The sequence below is a fragment of the Sphingobium sp. YBL2 genome, from assembly GCF_000943805.1.
Taxonomy (GTDB): domain Bacteria; phylum Pseudomonadota; class Alphaproteobacteria; order Sphingomonadales; family Sphingomonadaceae; genus Sphingobium; species Sphingobium fuliginis.
In genome coordinates this window covers 2,471,261-2,489,507 of sequence record NZ_CP010954.1, presented here as the reverse complement: position 1 = coordinate 2,489,507, position 18,247 = coordinate 2,471,261, and the positions used below count along the sequence as shown (strand labels likewise).

24 protein-coding genes are annotated in these 18,247 nt (G+C 64.5%); 2 read left to right on the top strand and 22 right to left on the bottom strand.

Annotated features, from left to right (window positions below; genetic code table 11):
- Positions 1-37: 37 nt before the first annotated feature.
- The 18 genes from rplE to rpsL all read right to left on the bottom strand — a co-directional run bounded on the left by rplE (position 38) and on the right by rpsL (position 11,553).
- Positions 38-610, bottom strand: a complete 573-nt coding sequence (gene rplE / locus TZ53_RS11365) for a 50S ribosomal protein L5 (RefSeq protein ID WP_037481563.1) — start codon at positions 608-610, stop codon at positions 38-40.
- A complete protein-coding gene (gene rplX / locus TZ53_RS11360; RefSeq protein ID WP_025547274.1) occupies positions 610-921 on the bottom strand; it encodes a 50S ribosomal protein L24 in 312 nt (103 codons plus the stop codon). Before rplX ends, rplE begins: the two co-directional genes overlap by 1 nt.
- Positions 921-1,289, bottom strand: a complete 369-nt coding sequence (rplN, locus tag TZ53_RS11355; protein ID WP_007686569.1) for a 50S ribosomal protein L14 — start codon at positions 1,287-1,289, stop codon at positions 921-923. The genes rplX and rplN overlap by 1 nt, the downstream gene beginning before the upstream one ends.
- A gap of 200 nt (positions 1,290-1,489) precedes the next feature.
- Positions 1,490-1,753, bottom strand: coding sequence for a 30S ribosomal protein S17 (gene rpsQ, locus TZ53_RS11350; protein WP_006960320.1), 264 nt, complete (start codon positions 1,751-1,753; stop codon positions 1,490-1,492).
- A 15-nt stretch (positions 1,754-1,768) separates the two neighbouring features.
- Positions 1,769-1,972, bottom strand: a complete 204-nt coding sequence (gene rpmC / locus TZ53_RS11345) for a 50S ribosomal protein L29 (RefSeq protein ID WP_013847759.1) — start codon at positions 1,970-1,972, stop codon at positions 1,769-1,771.
- A gap of 3 nt (positions 1,973-1,975) precedes the next feature.
- Complete coding sequence (rplP, locus tag TZ53_RS11340) at positions 1,976-2,407, bottom strand: 50S ribosomal protein L16 (protein WP_007686573.1); 432 nt, start codon at positions 2,405-2,407, stop codon at positions 1,976-1,978.
- 21 nt (positions 2,408-2,428) lie between these two features.
- Positions 2,429-3,124 carry a 30S ribosomal protein S3 gene (rpsC, locus tag TZ53_RS11335; RefSeq protein ID WP_021239758.1) on the bottom strand — a complete coding sequence of 232 codons (696 nt, stop codon included), beginning with the start codon at positions 3,122-3,124 and terminating at the stop codon, positions 2,429-2,431.
- A gap of 5 nt (positions 3,125-3,129) precedes the next feature.
- A complete protein-coding gene (gene rplV / locus TZ53_RS11330; protein WP_025547267.1) occupies positions 3,130-3,516 on the bottom strand; it encodes a 50S ribosomal protein L22 in 387 nt (128 codons plus the stop codon).
- Positions 3,516-3,794 carry a 30S ribosomal protein S19 gene (gene rpsS / locus TZ53_RS11325; protein ID WP_007686576.1) on the bottom strand — a complete coding sequence of 93 codons (279 nt, stop codon included), beginning with the start codon at positions 3,792-3,794 and terminating at the stop codon, positions 3,516-3,518. Before rpsS ends, rplV begins: the two co-directional genes overlap by 1 nt.
- Positions 3,795-3,799: 5 nt before the next feature.
- Complete coding sequence (rplB, locus tag TZ53_RS11320) at positions 3,800-4,636, bottom strand: 50S ribosomal protein L2 (protein ID WP_007686579.1); 837 nt, start codon at positions 4,634-4,636, stop codon at positions 3,800-3,802.
- 2 nt (positions 4,637-4,638) lie between these two features.
- Entirely contained in the window at positions 4,639-4,956 is a 318-nt protein-coding gene (locus tag TZ53_RS11315) for a 50S ribosomal protein L23 (RefSeq protein WP_007686581.1), read from the bottom strand.
- Positions 4,949-5,572, bottom strand: a complete 624-nt coding sequence (gene rplD / locus TZ53_RS11310; protein WP_025547264.1) for a 50S ribosomal protein L4 — start codon at positions 5,570-5,572, stop codon at positions 4,949-4,951. The genes TZ53_RS11315 and rplD overlap by 8 nt, the downstream gene beginning before the upstream one ends.
- A gap of 2 nt (positions 5,573-5,574) precedes the next feature.
- The gene (rplC, locus tag TZ53_RS11305; protein WP_025547262.1) at positions 5,575-6,330 is read right to left on the bottom strand and encodes a 50S ribosomal protein L3; all 756 of its coding nucleotides are present in this window, start codon (positions 6,328-6,330) and stop codon (positions 5,575-5,577) included.
- A 274-nt stretch (positions 6,331-6,604) separates the two neighbouring features.
- On the bottom strand, positions 6,605-6,913 hold the full coding sequence (gene rpsJ, locus TZ53_RS11300) for a 30S ribosomal protein S10 (RefSeq protein WP_007686587.1): 309 nt from the start codon (positions 6,911-6,913) through the stop codon (positions 6,605-6,607).
- 208 nt (positions 6,914-7,121) lie between these two features.
- Positions 7,122-8,312: an elongation factor Tu gene (gene tuf / locus TZ53_RS11295; protein ID WP_025547259.1), complete on the bottom strand. Its 1,191-nt coding sequence runs from the start codon at positions 8,310-8,312 to the stop codon at positions 7,122-7,124.
- 136 nt (positions 8,313-8,448) lie between these two features.
- Positions 8,449-10,521, bottom strand: a complete 2,073-nt coding sequence (gene fusA, locus TZ53_RS11290; protein ID WP_044661334.1) for an elongation factor G — start codon at positions 10,519-10,521, stop codon at positions 8,449-8,451.
- A gap of 174 nt (positions 10,522-10,695) precedes the next feature.
- Entirely contained in the window at positions 10,696-11,166 is a 471-nt protein-coding gene (gene rpsG / locus TZ53_RS11285) for a 30S ribosomal protein S7 (protein ID WP_007686590.1), read from the bottom strand.
- 15 nt (positions 11,167-11,181) lie between these two features.
- Entirely contained in the window at positions 11,182-11,553 is a 372-nt protein-coding gene (gene rpsL, locus TZ53_RS11280) for a 30S ribosomal protein S12 (protein ID WP_007686591.1), read from the bottom strand.
- A gap of 526 nt (positions 11,554-12,079) precedes the next feature.
- Between rpsL and TZ53_RS11275 the strand changes: the two genes are divergently transcribed.
- Positions 12,080-13,258 carry a M23 family metallopeptidase gene (locus TZ53_RS11275; protein ID WP_044661333.1) on the top strand — a complete coding sequence of 393 codons (1,179 nt, stop codon included), beginning with the start codon at positions 12,080-12,082 and terminating at the stop codon, positions 13,256-13,258.
- A gap of 137 nt (positions 13,259-13,395) precedes the next feature.
- Here the strand turns inward: TZ53_RS11275 and rpsI are convergent, their stop codons facing one another.
- The 4 genes from rpsI to TZ53_RS11255 all read right to left on the bottom strand — a co-directional run bounded on the left by rpsI (position 13,396) and on the right by TZ53_RS11255 (position 15,900).
- Positions 13,396-13,923 (bottom strand): 30S ribosomal protein S9, encoded by a 528-nt coding sequence (gene rpsI / locus TZ53_RS11270; protein ID WP_044661332.1) that lies wholly within the window; start codon positions 13,921-13,923, stop codon positions 13,396-13,398.
- Complete coding sequence (gene rplM / locus TZ53_RS11265) at positions 13,923-14,402, bottom strand: 50S ribosomal protein L13 (protein WP_007686594.1); 480 nt, start codon at positions 14,400-14,402, stop codon at positions 13,923-13,925. Before rplM ends, rpsI begins: the two co-directional genes overlap by 1 nt.
- Positions 14,403-14,539: 137 nt before the next feature.
- The gene (gene cutA / locus TZ53_RS11260) at positions 14,540-14,857 is read right to left on the bottom strand and encodes a divalent-cation tolerance protein CutA (protein WP_044661331.1); all 318 of its coding nucleotides are present in this window, start codon (positions 14,855-14,857) and stop codon (positions 14,540-14,542) included.
- Complete coding sequence (locus TZ53_RS11255) at positions 14,854-15,900, bottom strand: COX15/CtaA family protein (RefSeq protein WP_044661330.1); 1,047 nt, start codon at positions 15,898-15,900, stop codon at positions 14,854-14,856. The genes cutA and TZ53_RS11255 overlap by 4 nt, the downstream gene beginning before the upstream one ends.
- Positions 15,901-16,046: 146 nt before the next feature.
- On the opposite strand from TZ53_RS11255, the gene TZ53_RS11250 reads away from it, so the two are divergent.
- Entirely contained in the window at positions 16,047-18,083 is a 2,037-nt protein-coding gene (locus tag TZ53_RS11250) for a hybrid sensor histidine kinase/response regulator (protein WP_229742745.1), read from the top strand.
- Positions 18,084-18,247 lie beyond the last annotated feature (164 nt).

Sequence of the window (18,247 nt, the reverse complement as noted above, 5' to 3'; positions counted from 1 at the left end):
TCTTAGCCTAACGGTTGGAAAGAGAAGCGGGACCTTTTCAGGCCGCCTGCTTCTCTTCGAGCGGGAAGGGGAAGCCGAAGAGACGCAGCAGTTCGCGCGCTTCCTCGTCCGTCTTCGCCGTGGTGGTCACGATGATGTCCATGCCGCGCACCTTGTCGATGCGGTCATAGTTGATCTCGGGGAAGATGATCTGCTCCTTGATGCCGAAGGCATAGTTGCCGCGGCCGTCGAAGCTCTTCGGGTTGAGACCGCGGAAGTCGCGCACGCGGGGCAGAGCGATGTTGATCAGGCGATCAAGGAACTCATACATGCGCTCGCGGCGCAGCGTGACCTTGGCGCCGATCGGCATGCCTTCACGCAGCTTGAACTGCGCGATCGACTTGCGGGCCTTGGTGATGACCGGCTTCTGGCCGGCGATCAGTTCCATTTCCTCGGCGGCCGAAGTGACCTTCTTCTTGTCCTGCGTGGCTTCGCCAACGCCCATGTTGAGCGTGATCTTCTCGATCTTCGGCACTTCCATGACGTTCTTGTAACCGAACTTCTCGGTCATCGCCTTGGCGATTTCGGCGTCATAGAGCGCCTTCGAGCGCGGGATGTACTTGTCGCTCATTACAGCACCTCACCGGACTTGACGGCGACACGGACCTTCTTGCCGTCGCGATCCTCGAAGCGGACGCGGGTCGGCTTGCCATCCTTGTCGGCGACAGCGACGTTCGAAATGTGGAGCGGCGCGGGCTTGCGCTCGATGCCGCCCTGCGGGTTCGCCTGGTCGGGCTTGCGGTGACGCGCATGCACGTTGATGCCTTCGACGAGGACCTTGTCCTCCTTCGGCAGCACCTGCAGGACGGCGCCGGTGCGGCCCTTGTCCTTGCCGGCCAGGATGACGACCTTGTCGCCCTTCTTGATCTTGGCAGCGCTCATTACAGCACCTCGGGGGCGAGCGAGATGATCTTCATGTGCTTCTTGGCGCGCAGTTCGCGAACGACCGGGCCAAAGATACGGGTGCCGATCGGCTCCTCGTTCTTGTTGATCAGCACGGCGGCATTGCCGTCGAAGCGAATCACGCTACCGTCAGCGCGACGCACGTCCTTGGCGGTGCGCACGATGACGGCGCGGTGCACGTCACCCTTCTTCACCTTGCCACGAGGCGCAGCTTCCTTGATCGAGACGACGATGATGTCGCCCACGCTCGCGAAGCGACGCTTCGAGCCGCCCAGCACCTTGATGCACTGGACGCGCTTGGCGCCGCTGTTGTCAGCGACGTCAAGATTGGATTGCATCTGGATCATGGATCCGGTTCCTTCTTATTTGGCCTACCGGGACAATTCCCGGCGGTTCCGAATTTCACTGCACTAGAGCCCTTGGCGAACCATCTGACTCTCCTTTGAGGAGCCATCTGACTCTACGCGAAGCGCGGGCCTGTACCCTTTCCAGGCGGAAAAGGCCAGCCCCGCGCGACACTTTTCTTCAAAGGCTCAGCGAGCCTCCCTCAGGCCGCCGTTTCCGGCGACTTGTGGGTGTCCACGCGCTCGATGACCTTCCAGGTCTTGAGCTTGGAAATCGGAGCGGTCTCCTCTATGCGGACCGTTTCGCCTTCCTTGTAGACATTGCCCTCGTCATGGGCATGGTACTTCTTCGAACGGCGGATGATCTTGCCGTAGAGCGCATGCTTAACCTTGCGCTCCACGCGAACCACCACCGTCTTGTCGGTCTTGTCGGAAACCACCGTTCCCGTCAGCACGCGCTTGGGCATCGTGTGATTTCCTTCTTACTTCGCAGCCGAGCGCGAACGCTCGGACTGAAGGGTCTTGATCTGCGCGATCGACCGGCGGACTTCACGCACGCGGCTGGGCTTTTCCAGCTGGTTGGTGGCCGCCTGGAAGCGCAGGTTGAACTGCTCGCGCTTCAGGTTGTTGAGTTCGGTCGACAGTTCGTCGTCCGTCTTGGTCTTGAGGTCGGCAACGTTCGCCACGGCTTAGCCCTCCAGGTGCGAGGTGTCGCCGAGGCGGGCAACGACCTTGGTCTTGATGGGCAGCTTCATCGCGGCGCGCGAGAAGGCCTCTGCTGCGAGCGGGCCGGGAACGCCGTCCAGTTCGAACAGGATGCGGCCGGGCTTGACGCGGGCCGCCCAATATTCGACCGAACCCTTGCCCTTGCCCTGCCGGACTTCGGCGGGCTTCTTCGACACCGGCACGTCAGGGAACACGCGGATCCACAGACGGCCCTGACGGCGAAGGTGACGCTGGATCGCGCGGCGGGCCGCCTCGATCTGGCGGGCGGTGACGCGCTCGGGTTCCAGAGCCTTCAGACCGTAAGCGCCGAAGTTCAGGGCCGAACCGCCCTTGGCGTCGCCCTTGATCCGGCCCTTGAAGGTCTTGCGGAACTTCATTTTCTTCGGTTGCAGCATGACGCTATACCTACCTTATTCTCAGCGCGCCGGGCGCACGCCGGAGGTCTGAGCCTCCAGCATCAGCCGGTCGGTAGCCATCGGATCGTGACCAAGGATTTCGCCCTTGAAGATCCAGACCTTGATGCCGCAGACGCCATAAGCGGTGTGCGCTTCGGCTTCGGCATAGTCGACATTCGCGCGCAGCGTGTGCAGCGGAACGCGGCCTTCGCGATACCATTCCACGCGGGCGATCTCCGCGCCGCCCAGACGGCCGCCGCAGGTGATCTTGATGCCTTCGGCGCCGAGACGCAGGGCGCTCTGCACCGCGCGCTTCATTGCACGGCGGAACGCCACGCGGCGCTCCAGCTGGTCGGCAATGCCCTGCGCGACGAGCTTGGAGTCGATTTCCGGCTTGCGGATCTCGACGATGTTCAGGCTGACGTCCGAAGAGGTCAGGCTGCCCAGCTTCTTGCGCAGCTTCTCAATGTCCGCGCCCTTCTTGCCGATGATGACACCGGGGCGGGCAGCGTAGATCGACACGCGGCACAGCTTGGCGGGACGCTCTATCACCACCTTGGAGATCGCGGCCTGCGGCAGGTTCTTCATGATATACTGGCGGATCTTCAGATCCTCCAGAAGCAGGCGGCCATAGTCGGCGCCTTCCGCGAACCAGCGGCTGTCCCAGGTACGGTTGATCTGCAGACGCAGACCGATCGGATTGCTCTTGTGACCCATGTCTCTTACGCCTCCGCTTCTTCAGCTGCTTCGCGAACGACGATGCGCACGCGGCTGAAGGGCTTCAGGATCCGGGTCGACTTGCCGCGGCCGCGAGCGTGGAAGCGCTTCATGGTGAAGCTCTTGCCCACCGATGCTTCCGCGACGACCAGCGAGTCGACGTCCAGATTATGATTGTTTTCCGCATTGGCGATGGCCGAAGCCAGCACCTTGCGCACGTCGACGGCCATCGCCTTCTTCGAGAAGGCGAGGATGTTCAGCGCGTCCTCGACCTTGCGGCCGCGGATGAGCGTGGCGACCAGGTTCAGCTTCTGGGCCGAACCACGGATCTGCGTGCCGACGGCCAGCGCCTCATTGTCGGCGACGCGACGGGGAGCCTTTTCCTTGCTCATTAGCGCTTGCCCTTCTTGTCGGCGGCGTGGCCGGGGAAGTAGCGGGTCGGGGCGAATTCGCCCAGCTTGTGACCCACCATGTCCTCGTTCACCGAGACCGGCACATGCTTGCGGCCGTTATAGACGTTGAACGTCAGGCCGACGAACTGCGGCAGGATGGTGGAACGGCGCGACCAGGTCTTGATCGGACCCGAACGGCCACCGGCGTCCTGCGCCACTTCCGCCTTCTTCAGAAGGCTGAGGTCCACGAACGGACCTTTCCAGACGGAACGAGCCATCTCGCTTACCTCTTCTTCTTCGCGTGGCGGCTACGGATGATGAACTTGTCCGTCGCCTTGTTGTGGCGGGTGCGCGCACCCTTGGTCGGCTTGCCCCAGGGCGTGACCGGATGACGGCCGCCCGAGGTCCGGCCTTCACCACCGCCATGCGGGTGGTCGACCGGGTTCTTCGCCACACCGCGCGTCAGCGGACGCTTGCCGAGCCAGCGATTGCGACCGGCCTTGGCGAGATTGGTGTTGGCGTTGTCCGGGTTCGACACGGCACCGACGGTGCCCATGCAGTCCGAACGGATGTAGCGCTGCTCGCCCGAGGACAGGCGGACCATCACCATGCCACGATCGCGGCCGACGAGCTGGGCATAGGTGCCCGCCGAACGGCAGAGCTGACCGCCCTTGCCGGGCTTCATCTCGATATTGTGGATGATGGTGCCGACCGGCATCTGGCCGAGTTCCATCGCATTGCCCGGCTTCACGTCGGTCTTCTTGCCCGCGACGACCTTGTCGCCGGGAGCCAGACGCTGCGGCGCCAGGATATAGGCCTGGGTGCCGTCGGGATAGTTGACCAGCGCGATGAAGGCGGTGCGGTTGGGGTCATATTCCAGACGCTCGACCGTGCCCTCGACGTCCCACAGGCGACGCTTGAAGTCGATGATGCGGTAGCGCTGCTTGTGACCGCCGGCGATGCCGCGCGAGGTCACATGACCCTTGTTGTTGCGGCCGCCGGTCTTGCGCTTGCCTTCGGTCAGCGCCTTGACGGGCTTGCCCTTGTGCAGCGCGCTGCGGTCGACGAGGATCAGGCCGCGCTGGGCGGGGCTGGTCGGGTTGTAGCTCTTAAGCGCCATGGTCAGCGCACTCCTTCGGTGATGTCGATCGACTGGCCATCGGCCAGGCGAACGATCGCCTTCTTGACGTCCGAGCGCGTATAGGGCTTGCCCTTCCACTTCTTGGTCTTGCCCTTGGCGACCAGCGTGTTCACGCTCTTGACCGTCACGCCCCAAATGGCTTCGACGGCGGCCTTGATCTCCGGCTTCGACGCATCGTTGGCGACCTTGAAGACCACGGCGTTGTTCTCGGAGAGAAGGGTCGACTTCTCGGTGATGACCGGCGCGACAACGACGTCATAATGACGGTTGTCGACGGTCGCGGCTTCTTTCTTAGCCATTGAAACGCGCCTCCAGCTTTTCGACCGCGGCGCGCGTCAGCACCAGCGAATCCGCCTTAAGGATGTCGTAGACATTGGCGCCGACGGCCGGCAGCAGGTCCACGCCGACGATGTTCGCCGAAGCCTTCGCGAAGCTGACGTTCACCGCGTCGCCGTCGATGAACAGAGCCTTGTTGAGGTTCAGCTTGGCGAGGTGCGCGACCAGAGCCTTGGTCTTGCCTTCCGCCACGTCGAGATTGTCGAGAACGATCAGCGATCCGTCCTTGGCCTTCGACGACAGGGCCATTTTCAGGCCGAGCGCACGAACCTTCTTGTTGAGGTCGTGGCCGAAGGTGCGGGCGCGGGCGCCGTGCGCCTTACCACCGCCGATGAACACGGGCGCCTTGCGGTCGCCGTGACGGGCGGTGCCGCCGCCCTTCTGGCGGCCGAACTTCTTGCCGGTGCGGGCAACGTCCGAACGCTCGCGGGTGGCGCGGGCCGGGGCGCGACGCTTTTCGAGTTGCCAGGTGACGACGCGGTGCAGGATGTCGGTGCGGGGTTCGACGCCGAACACGGCATCGTTCAGTTCCACTTCACCGGCGGCTGCGGCATCGAGGGTCTGTACCTTGACCTTCATGATTAGCCCTCCTGGCCTTCGGTCGCTTCGGGAGCGGCCGCTTCTTCAGCGGGCGTTTCGGCCGGAGCGTTGTTGCTGTTGGCAGCCTGCTTCAGGCTCGCCGGATAGGGAGCGTCGGCTGGACGCTTGACCTTGACGGCGTCGCAGACGGTCAGCCAGGTGCCCTTGGCGCCGGGGACGCTGCCCTTGACGAACAGCAGGCCGCGCTCGACGTCCGTGCGGACGATTTCGAGATTCTGCTGGGTGCGCTCGCGGTCACCCATGTGACCGGCCATCTTCTTGTTCTTGAAGACGCGGCCCGGGTCCTGACGGTTACCGGTCGAACCATGGGCACGGTGGCTGATCGAGACGCCGTGGGTGGCGCGCATACCGCCGAAGCCCCAGCGCTTCATGGCGCCGGCGAAACCCTTACCCTGGGTGTGGCCGGCAACGTCGACCAGCTGGCCGGCGATGAAGTGGTCGGCCGCGATCTCGGCGCCGACATCGAGGAGCGCATCCTCGGCAACGCGGAATTCGACCAGGCGCGCTTTCGGCTCCACTTCCGCCTTGGCGAAGTGACCGCGCTGCGGCTTGGCGACATTCTTGACCTTCGCGACGCCCGCACCGAGCTGAACCGCGACATAGCCGTCGCGATCGGTTTCCTTGCGGGCCACGACCTGATTGCCCTCAAGGGCCAGAACCGTAACCGGAATATGACGTCCGTCCTCCTGGAACAGACGGGTCATCCCGACTTTCTTAGCGATCACGCCTGTGCGCATCACCGATTACTCCCATAGAGGCCCGCCTTAGCAGCGGGCGTATCCAACGAAAAAACCGCTCAGGATTTCTCCCTCGCGGCCCAACCCCAATATAGATCACCCCGTCCGGGTTGGATGCCGACCCCTATTCGGGACCAGCGACGGGGGACCAGGACCACGAGCCCTTTCCGGTTCACCGGAGAGGCCGTGCGGTATCCCTGTGTCTTTTGAGCTTCCGGCCAGCGGAATGCCCGATACCCTGCCCACCTTGCGGGTTGGCAGGGACTTGCCGGCTTCAGGCCAGCTTGATTTCGACGTTCACGCCGGCAGCCAGATCCAGCTTCATCAGCGCGTCGACCGTCTGCGGCGTCGGCTGCACAATGTCAAGCATGCGCTTGTAGGTGCGGACCTCGAACTGCTCGCGCGACTTCTTGTCGATGTGCGGGCCACGGTTGACCGTGAACTTTTCGATGCGCGTCGGAAGGGGAATCGGACCGCGGATAAGGGCGCCGGTGCGGCGGGCGGTGTCGGCGATGTCGCCGGTCGCCTGATCGAGCACGCGATGATCGAACGCCTTGAGGCGAATGCGGATGTTGCTGTCCATTGTTCCTGTACCGATGCGAAAGAGCCAAAACCCGGAGCATTTTCAGAAATCAGCCGGAGCAGCCGATGATTTATGAAAATGCGCCAACCAAAAAATATCCGCCCCGTTCCTTGCCCTTCTAGCTCGACTGGAGCCGGAGAAAGGCGATCCGGGGCGGTAAAAAACTCAGCGGCGCGAATCAGGCGATTCGCGCCGCTGCGGTCCTATATTACTTCGAGATCGTGCCGACAACCCCTGCGCCGACGGTGCGGCCGCCTTCGCGGATGGCGAAGCGGAGACCCGCGTCCATCGCGATCGGGGCGATCAGCTTCACGCCGAGCTTCACGTTATCGCCGGGCATGACCATCTCGGTGCCCTCGGGCAGGATCACTTCGCCGGTCACGTCGGTGGTGCGGAAGTAGAACTGCGGACGATAGTTGGCGAAGAACGGAGTGTGACGGCCGCCTTCTTCCTTCGACAGGACGTAGACTTCCGCGTCGAACTCGGTGTGCGGGGTGATGGTGCCGGGCTTGGCCAGAACCTGACCGCGCTCGACTTCTTCACGGCCCACGCCACGGATCAGCGCGCCGATGTTGTCGCCGGCCTCACCCTGATCGAGCAGCTTGCGGAACATTTCGACGCCGGTCACGGTGGTCTTGCGGGTATCCTTCAGACCGACGATCTCGACTTCCTCGCCAACCTTGACGATGCCGGTCTCGACGCGGCCGGTCACGACGGTGCCGCGACCCGAGATCGAGAACACGTCTTCGATCGGCATCAGGAACGGACGATCGACCGGACGCTCCGGCTGCGGGATGAACGAGTCGACAGCGGCCATCAGCTTCAGAACGGCGTTCTTGCCGATTTCGTCGTTCGAACCGTCCAGAGCCTTGACGGCCGAACCGGGGATGACGGGGATGTTGTCGCCGTCGAAGTCGTAGGACGACAGCAGCTCGCGGATTTCCAGCTCGACCAGTTCCAAGATTTCCGGATCGTCGACGAGGTCGACCTTGTTCATGAACACGACGAGCTGCGGCACGCCGACCTGGCGGGCGAGCAGGATGTGCTCGCGGGTCTGCGGCATCGGGCCGTCGGTGGCCGAAACGACGAGGATCGCGCCGTCCATCTGGGCCGCGCCGGTGATCATGTTCTTGACGTAGTCGGCGTGACCCGGGCAGTCGACGTGCGCGTAGTGACGGGCTTCGGTCTCATATTCGACGTGGGCGGTCGAGATGGTGATGCCGCGCTCGCGCTCTTCGGGCGCCTTGTCGATATTGGCATAGTCGACGAAGGTCGCGCCGCCGGTTTCGGCGAGCACCTTGGTGATCGCCGCGGTCAGCGAGGTCTTGCCATGGTCGACGTGACCGATGGTGCCGATGTTGCAGTGCGGCTTGTTCCGCTCAAACTTAGCCTTAGCCATTTTATCCTACCTTCTAATCAAATCAGCTTTGGTCTGACCGCTCGGCCGCGCCTCGCGAAGGCGCGTCCATAGCAGCAAATTTAGAGAATGCCAGCCCAAAACCGAGCCGCTTGCGCGGCCCGGCCCGGGAAATTCATCAGGCCATCTTCGCCTTGACCTCGTCCGCCACATTCTGCGGCACTTCGTCATAGTGCGAGAAGATCATCGAGTAGTTCGCGCGCCCCTGGGTGAACGAGCGAAGCTGGTTCACATAGCCGAACATGTTGGCCAGCGGGACCATCGCCTCGACCACCTGCGCGTTGCCGCGGCTGTCGGTGCCCTGGATCTGGCCGCGGCGGCTGTTCATGTCGCCGATGACGTCGCCCAGATATTCCTCCGGGGTCACGACCTCGACCTTCATGATCGGTTCAAGCAGCTTGATGCCCGACTTGGCGGCCGCCTCGCGCATGGCGCCGCGGGCGCAGATTTCAAAGGCCAGGGCCGACGAGTCGACGTCGTGATAGGCGCCGTCCGTCAGGTGGACTTCGAAGTCGATGATCGGGAAGCCGATGAGATGACCGGTCTCGGCCGTCTCGCGGAAGCCCTTTTCCACCGACGGGATATATTCGCGCGGGATGTTGCCGCCCTTGATCTCGTCGAAGAACTGGTAGCCCGAACCGCGCTCGCCGGGGATGACGGTGACCTTGACGCGGCCGAACTGGCCCGAGCCGCCCGACTGCTTCTTGTGGGTGTAGTCGATGTCGACCTTCTTCGCGAGATATTCGCGATAGGCGACCTGCGGCGCGCCGACATTGGCCTCGACCTTGAACTCGCGCTTCATGCGGTCGACGAGGATTTCGAGGTGCAGTTCGCCCATGCCCTTGATGATGGTCTGGCCCGATTCGTGGTCGGTCGAGACGCGGAAGGACGGATCCTCGGCGGCCAGGCGGTTGAGCGCGATGCCCATCTTTTCCTGGTCGGCCTTGGTCTTGGGTTCGACCGACAGCTCGATCACCGGCTCGGGGAATTCCATCCGCTCCAGGATGATCGGCTGGCGCTCGGCGCACAGCGTATCGCCGGTGGTGGTTTCCTTGAGGCCCGCCAGGGCGACGATGTCGCCGGCATAGGCGGTGTCGATGTCCTCACGCGAGTTGGCGTGCATGAGGAGCATGCGGCCGATCTTTTCCTTCTTGTCCTTGACCGAGTTCAGATAGCTGCCCTTGGTCAGCGTGCCCGAATAGACGCGCAGGAAGGTGAGCGAACCCACGAACGGGTCGTTCATGATCTTGAACGCCAGACCCGAGAAGGGCGCATCGTCGGCCGTCTTGCGGCTGTCGGGCTCGTCGGTATCGGGGTTGATGCCCTGAACGTCGGGAATGTCGAGCGGCGAGGGCAGATAGTCGACCACCGCGTCGAGCAGCGGCTGCACGCCCTTGTTCTTGAACGCCGAACCGCACAGCACCGGCACGAAGGCATGGCCCAGCGTGCCCTTGCGGATCAGCTTCTTGAGCGTGGCGACGTCGGGCAGATTGCCTTCCAGATAGGCTTCCATCGCATCGTCGTCCTGTTCGACGGCGAGCTCGATCAGCTTCTCGCGATATTCGGCGGCCTTGTCGGCGAGGTCGGCCGGAATCTCCTCATAGGTGAACTCGGCGCCCAGATTCTCATCCTTCCAGATGATGGCGCGGTTCTCGACCAGGTCGACCAGGCCCTTGAAGTCCGATTCCGCGCCGATGGGCAGATAGAGGACGGCCGGGGTGGCGCCCAGACGGTCGATGATCGTCTGCACGCAATAATAGAAGTTGGCGCCGGTGCGGTCGAGCTTGTTGATGAAGCACATCCGCGGAACCTTGTACTTGTCCGCCTGGCGCCACACGGTTTCCGACTGCGGCTCAACGCCCGCGACGCCGTCGAACGCGGCGACCGCGCCATCGAGCACGCGCAGCGAACGCTCGACTTCAATGGTGAAGTCGACGTGGCCGGGGGTGTCGATGATGTTCAGGCGATGATCGTTCCAGAAGCAGGTCGTCGCAGCCGACGTGATGGTGATCCCACGCTCCTGCTCCTGCTCCATCCAGTCCATGGTGGCGGCGCCGTCATGGACTTCGCCGATCTTGTAGGACTTGCCGGTATAGTAAAGGATACGCTCGGTCGTGGTGGTCTTGCCGGCGTCGATATGCGCCATGATACCGAAATTGCGATAGCGTTCGAGCGGATGGCTGCGGGCCATGATGCTTCTCCGTTGCCGGCGCGCCGGCGGTTGGGGATTCGTTAAATCTGCGCGTGGCCCCTAAACCAATCCGTCCGCCATGGGTAGCCACCCGTGGCGAACGGACCGATTTTTCGAAACCATGAGAGGAAGCGGACGATATGGGCGCCCGCTTCGCCTTTTTCCAGCGCCGGATTACCAGCGATAGTGCGAGAAGGCGCGGTTCGCTTCCGCCATGCGGTGCGTGTCTTCGCGCTTCTTGACGGCATTGCCGCGGTTGTTGGCGGCGTCCAGCAGTTCACCCGACAGGCGGGCGGCCATGGTGGTTTCGCTGCGGTTGCGCGACGCGGTGATCAGCCAGCGGATCGCCAGCGCCTGGGCGCGCTCCGGGCGCACTTCGACGGGGACCTGGTAGGTCGCACCGCCGACGCGGCGGCTGCGGACCTCGATGCCGGGCTTCACATTGTTCAGCGCGTCATGGAACATGGCGATCGGGTCCTTCTTGGACTTCGCCTCGACAGTGTCGAGAGCGCCGTACACGATGGACTCGGCGACGGCCTTCTTGCCGTCCTGCATGATGCTGTTCATGAACTTCGACAGCACGACATCACCGAATTTGGGATCGGGCAGGATGACGCGCTTTTCGGGGCGACGACGACGTGACATATTACTGGTCTCCCCTTACTTCGGACGCTTGGCGCCGTACTTCGAACGGCTCTGCTTGCGGTCCTTGACGCCCTGGGTATCCAGAACGCCGCGCAGCACATGATAGCGCACACCGGGAAGGTCGCGCACGCGGCCGCCGCGGATCAGCACGACGCTGTGCTCCTGAAGGTTGTGGCCTTCGCCCGGAATGTAGGTGATGACTTCGCGCTGGTTGACCAGGCGCACCTTCGCCACCTTGCGGAGAGCCGAGTTCGGCTTCTTCGGGGTCGTCGTGTAGACACGGGTGCAAACGCCGCGCTTCTGCGGGTTCGCTTCCATTGCAGGGACCTTCGACTTGGTCTTCTGCAGTTCGCGGCCCTTGCGGACCAGCTGGTTGATCGTTGGCATGAAGCCCTTCACCTCTTTCAGTTACTTTACCGCATGCATTCCCGCGTTCCTTGCGGCCTGGAAAACGAATCGCCTCCAAACAGCAAAGGCTCCGGCGGAAACCCGCCCGGAGCCGCAAGAGCACCGGCAATGTTCAGCTCTGATGCCCTGAGGACCGGGGTTCGGCGCGAACGAATCCGTCCATTCCGGCCTTTGGGCAGGCGCGCCTATAGCCATGTGGCGGCCGCCGGTCAAGAACAGGCCCGACGATCCGCCCCGTCCCGATCCGACGTGGCGGGGACGCCAGGAGATGACGCCTTTCTATCCAGCGCCGCAGAGGCTGGCGAGGCCGGTTTGCGAAGGGCGGAGAGCGCCGGCAAAAATTTCGCGGGGGACCGGAACCCTTTGCCCGGTTCCACGTTTCACCCCGTTCATCTTTCGACTCGTCACGACTCCGCTCCCCCGGATTCGCGCGACTCGATTCCTTTTGTTAGCGCCCCGTTCACTAAAAAAGCACGCGGGGTCGCAATTGTCGCAATGGAGCAAGATGGGGGCAGCCGCCCTCTGGGCCGGCATGACTGCCCGGTGTTCGAAGCTGTGTCCGGAACGGGAGATTTTCCTGCGCTCCGGCGGCCAGGTGAAGTTCATCCGTATCTCGCGCAGGGCGCAGCTCGCCACGGTCGGCCTGCTCTCTTCCGCCTTGATCGGTGGGCTTGCGCTATCCCTGTCCATGGCCGCCAACAACGCGGAGATCGAGCAGGAGCGCGCCGCCCTCGCCGCCCGTGACAAGGCCGTTGCCAACAGCGCCAGCCAGGTCGAGCGCTACCGCAAGTCGGTCGACCAGCTCGCGCAGGAGTTGCAGGAACGCCAGGATTTCATGGACGACCTCTACCGCACGCATTTCGGTCAGGAGGGCGCGGCCCCGGCCGGCGATGTGGTCGGCAAGGCCGACAGCGGAACCAGGAACGGCACGTCCAAGCTCGACACCAAGATCAGCGTCGCGCCCGAAGCGGCGCCGTTGTTCCGGATCGACGCACGGCAGCGCCGTTTTGCCGCCCTGCTGACCGACGCCGTCCGGCATCGTGCCGACAAGGCCGCCGCCGCGATCCGCAGCTTCGGCCTCAATCCCGACAGCCTCGCCCGCACGGCGGCCCGCGCACAGGGCGGCCCTTTCGTGCCATGGGAAGGGCAGGACGTCCTGCCGGACGAGTTCGAAAAGCTCGCCCAGGCGCTGTCCCGCATGGAATTTCTGGAAGGGAGCCTGCTCGCCATCCCCTCCGGCAAGCCCACGGCGACGCCGATGCTGAGCAGCAGCTATGGCTATCGGAGCGATCCGTTCAACGGCCATGCGGCCTTTCACGCGGGTCTGGATTTTCCCGGCAGCATGGGCCAGCCGATCCTGGCGGCCGCATCGGGCAAGGTCAGCTTCGTGGGCCAGCGCAACGGCTATGGCAATGTGGTCGAGGTCACCCATGGCAATGGCATCCTGACCCGATATGCCCATCTTTCGGGCTTCAGCGCGCGGGTCGGCCAGCAGGTGGCGCGCGGCGACGCCATTGCGCGGATGGGATCGACAGGCCGCTCCACGGGGCCGCATCTTCATTTCGAGGTGCGGGTGAACGGCAATGCCATCAATCCCCGCCGCTTCCTGGAGGCGCGCAAGGATGTCCTCCAGATCCAGCAGATCGCCACGGCGCGCCTGGCGGATGTCGGCGGCCGCGGTTAGCGCTTTTGCTTTCGGCTGATCCGGATTTCCAGCTCCGCCTGATCCGCGCGCCCTGCCTGCCGGGGGTTCATCTGCCCCAAAAGGAAAAGGGGCCGGAAACCCGACCCCTTCCCTTGCATTCGTAACGGTCGAACCGATCAGCGCTTCGAGAACTGGAAGCTGCGGCGGGCCTTGGCCTTGCCGTACTTCTTGCGCTCGACGGCGCGGCTGTCGCGGGTCAGGAAGCCTTCGGCCTTGACCGCGCTGCGCAGCGCCGGCTCGTACTTGGCGAGCGCCTGGGCGATGCCGTGCTTGACTGCGCCGGCCTGGCCGGACAGGCCGCCGCCCTTGACGGTGGCGATCACGTCATACTGGCCTTCGCGCTCGGTGACGCCGAAGGGCTGGTTGATCACCAGACGCAGGGTCGGGCGGGCGAAGTAGATTTCCTGATCGCGGCCGTTGACCGTGATCTTGCCGGTGCCGGGCTTCACCCAGACGCGGGCGACGGCATCCTTGCGGCGGCCGGTCGCATAGGCGCGGCCGAGGCTGTCGATTTCCTGGGCGCGCAGCGGAGCCGAGGGCTGGACCGGAGCGATCGGCGCGTCGGCGGCGACGGTTTCGGCAGCGGCCGGAGCGTTAGCGGTCAGCGACGCGAGGTCGGACAGAGACTGGCGGTTATCGGACATTATGCACCCACCTTGTTCTTGCGGTTGCGCGACGCGAAGTCGAGCACTTCGGGGTTCTGCGCGGCGTGCGGATGTTCGGCGCCGGCGAAGATGCGCAGGTTGCGCATCTGCTGACGGCCCAGCGGACCGCGGGGGATCATGCGCTCGACGGCCTTTTCCAGGACGCGTTCGGGGAAACGGCCTTCCAGAACCTTCTGGGGGGTGGTTTCCTTGATGCCGCCGGCATAGCCGGTGTGCTTGTAATAGACCTTGTCGGTCAGCTTGCGGCCGGTGAACTTCACCTTTTCCGCGTTGATGATGATGACATTGTCACCGCAATCGACATGGGGGGTGAAGCTCGGCTTGTGCTTGCCGCGCAGGATGTTCGCGACGGTCGAGGCGAGGCGGCCGACGACGAGGCCTTCCGCGTCGATCAGGACCCACTTCTTTTCGACCGTGGCCGGGGTCGCCGGCTTGGTGGTCTTCATCAGCGCCTTCATGGTGCCAATACTCCAAGAATGAAACAGTGAATTGAAGGCTGTTTCCAGCTTTCGGAAGATGCGGGCTAATGACGGGTGGAAGGGCGCAAGTCAAGAGATTCGGCGGCTTTGCTGACGGGTAAAATAATACCTGTCGATCAGCCCGTCCGATCGTCCACCCACCGGGCGAAGGCGGCGTGGGCGGCGTCTACGGGCAGAGCGAGGATCGCCGGAACCCGATAATCGTGCAGTTCCGCGATGCGCGCCATCAGCGCGTCACGGCGGGCGGGCGCGGTCTTGAAGAGGACGGGCACCTCCGCCGCGGTATCGACCGCGCCGTTCCATTCGTAGATGGAGGTCGCCTCCCCCAGCAGGTTCGCGCAGGCGGCCAGCCTTTCCTCCACCAGCTGGCGGGCGATGCGGGTCGCGGCCTCGCGCGAGCCGAACAGCGTGTAGACGAGCGCGACGGCGCTCATCCCCGGCGTTCCCCCAGCGCATGGGCGCCCCAGGTCGCGGACGCCACCACCAGCGCGCCGACCGCCTGGTGCAGCACCGCCAGCGGCAGGGCGATGCCGCTAATGACCGTGGCGATGCCGAGCGCGACCTGCGTGCCCACCGCCGCGTTGATCGCGATGGAGGGGCCGCGCTGCCCCGCCTGCTTCGCCATGCGCGCCAGCATGACCAGCAGGATCGCGGCGACCCAGGCCCACCAGCGATGGATGAAATGGACGAGATAGGGATCGCTGGAAAGGGTGGCCCAGAGCGAACCCAGCCATTCGATCCCCTCCGGCACCAGATGGTCGTTCATCAGCGGCCAGGTGCTGGAGACATAGCCCGCGTCCAGACCGGCGGTGAAGGCGCCGAACATGAGCTGCACCAGCAGCGCCAGCAGCGCGACCACCGCGAAGGGATGGAGCATGGCGGGCCTGGCGAAGGGGGTGTTCGCACGGGTCAGCAGGTCGAGCGCGGTCCAGATCAGCCCGCCCATGATGAACAGCGCCGTCAGCAGATGCACCGCCAGCCGGTAATGGCTGACGTCGGTGCGCACCGACAGGCCCGATTCCACCATCCACCAGCCGATCGCGCCCTGCAGCCCGCCAAGCGCCAGCAGCGCGACGAGACGGAAGCCATAGCCCTGCGGGATCGCCCGTTTCCACGCGAACCAGAGCAGCGGCAGCGCGAAGGCGACGCCGATCAGCCGCCCGAGCAGCCGGTGCACCCATTCCCAGAAGAAGATGAACTGGAAATCGCCCAGCGTCATGCCCTGCCGCAACTGCCGATATTCGGGAATCTGCTGATAGGCGCGAAACGCCTCCATCCACTGGTCGTGGGTCAGCGGCGGGATGGCGCCGCTGATCGGTTTCCATTGCGTGATCGACAGGCCGGATTCGGTCAGGCGGGTGATGCCGCCGACCACGACCATGCAGAAGACGAGGGCGGCGACCGTCAGCAGCCAGCGCGCGATCGGCGCGGGGCGTGGGACGGCGGTGGCGGGGCGGCTCAGGGTCGTCGCGGTCATGGCGCCGATCCATGCGCGCTTGTTTCGCCTGTTGCAAGGATAACCCTGACCGGTGGACAAAAGGTCGTAACGCCTTCTGCCTGAACGGATACAAAGCGCCGGACAGGCGTATCTCGCCCTATGAACAGGCTGACCGAGGATAATCGATGAGCGGCGCGCCGGGCATAGCGGAGATGATCGCCGCGCAGGGGCCGCTGGGCGCCCTGACCGCGCGCATCGACGCCGGATCGCCGCTGGGGCCGGTGCACGGCTGGTCCCCGGCGCTGGTGTCGACCGTCCGGCTGATGCTGTCGTCGCAGGCGGAGATCGTGCTGTTCTGGGGCCCCGATCTCTGCGCGCTCTACAACGAAGCCTATGCGCCCACCATCGGGGACAAGCATCCCCGCGTGCTGGGCCGCCCGGCGCGGGAGGGGTGGACGGAACTGTGGGACGATCTGGAGCCGCTGCTGCGTTCCGTCGTCGACCAGGGGCAGTCCGTGCATGCCAAGGACCGCCCCTTCTATATCGAGCGGGACGGCGGACAGGGCGAACAGGTGTTCTTCGACATCAACTATTCCCCGGTGTTCGAGACGGACGGCTCCGTCGGCGGCGCGCTGTGCATCGTCAGCGAGACGACCAAGAGGGTGGTCGCGGAAAAGGAGATGCGCGCCGATCGCGCCCGCCTCTGGGCATTGGCGCGCGACCCGTTCCTGGTCGCCGACCGGGACGGCACTTGGCTGGCCGCCAGCCCCGCCTGGACCGAAATATTGGGATGGAGCGAGGCGGACCTGATCGGGCGCACGTCCGAATGGATGGAGCATCCCGACGATCTGGAGAAGACGAAGGGGGAGATCGCCGGGCTGGCGCGGGGCATGCCGACGGTGCGATTCGAAAACCGGTTCCGGGCGAAGGACGGCAGCTACCGCAATTTCAGCTGGACGGCGGTGCCGGAAAACGACCTTATCTATTGCGTCGCCCGCGACGTGACCGAGCAGCGCGCCCATGCCCGGGCGCTGGCGGAGGCGGAAGAGGCGCTGCGGCAGGCGCAGAAGATGGAGACGCTGGGCCAGTTGACCGGCGGCGTCGCGCATGACTTCAACAATCTGCTGCAGATCGTCACCGGCAATCTGGAACTGCTGCAACGCGGCCTTCACGAGGATCAGGCGCGGCTGCGGCGCGCCGCCGACAATGCCATGGCGGGCGCGGAGCGCGCCGCGCTGCTGACGCAGCGGCTGCTCGCCTTTTCCCGCCGCCAGCCGCTGGCGCCCGAGCGGATCGACCCCAACCGGCTGGTCAGCGGCATGTCCGACCTGCTCAACCGCACATTGGGCGAGACGATAGAGGTGGAGACGATCCAGAGCGCGCGCATCTGGCCGATCGAGATCGACGTCAACCAGATGGAGAATGCGCTGCTGAACCTGGCGGTGAATGCGCGCGACGCCATGCCGGACGGCGGCAAGCTGACCATAGAGGTGGCCAATACCCATATCGACGAGGATTATGCCGCGCAGGAGGTGGAGGTAAAGCCCGGCCAATATGTGCTGATCAGCGTGTCCGATACGGGCGAGGGCATGGACGAGGAGGTGCTGAGCCACGCCATCGAACCCTTCTTCACCACCAAGGAGGTCGGGCGGGGCACCGGCCTTGGCCTGTCGATGGTCTATGGCTTCATCAAGCAGTCCGGCGGCCATATCCGCGTCTATTCCGAAAGCGGCCATGGCACGACGGTCAAGATCTACCTTCCCCGCTTCTACGGTCCGCTGCCGGACAACGACACCGGGTCGGTGGACCGCGCCGCGCCGATATGCGGCGGCGACGAGACGGTGCTGGTGTGCGAGGATGACGAGAAGGTGCGCGCCTATACCGTCGATGTGCTGAAGGAACTGGGCTATCGGGTGATCGAGGCGAATGACGGCGCGGCGGCCTTGCAGGCGCTGGACAGCGCTTCGCAGTCCATCGACCTGCTGTTCACCGACGTCATCCTGCCCGGCGGCATGACCGGGGCCGACATCGCGCAACAGGCGCGCGCGGAGCGGCCGGGGCTGAGGGTGCTGTTCGCCACCGGCTATGCGCGCAACGCCATCATCCATCACGGGCGGCTCGATCCGGGCGTGGAACTGCTGACCAAGCCGTTCACCTATGCCGAACTGGCCGCCAAGGTGCGCGACATGCTGGACCGGAACGGAGCGCGGCAGGTGGGCTGAATCCCGAGTTGAAGGGAAGTTCGAGAATGCGGGTGCCCGCCCCTATCAGGGCGGCGCCGACTGCAAGCGCTTCCTCCGGCCCGATGCCGTGCAGGATCGCGCAAATGGGCGGCGCGCCTTCGGCGAGCAGGTCGTCCAGGGTCATGAGGGGTCTCCGTGAGATG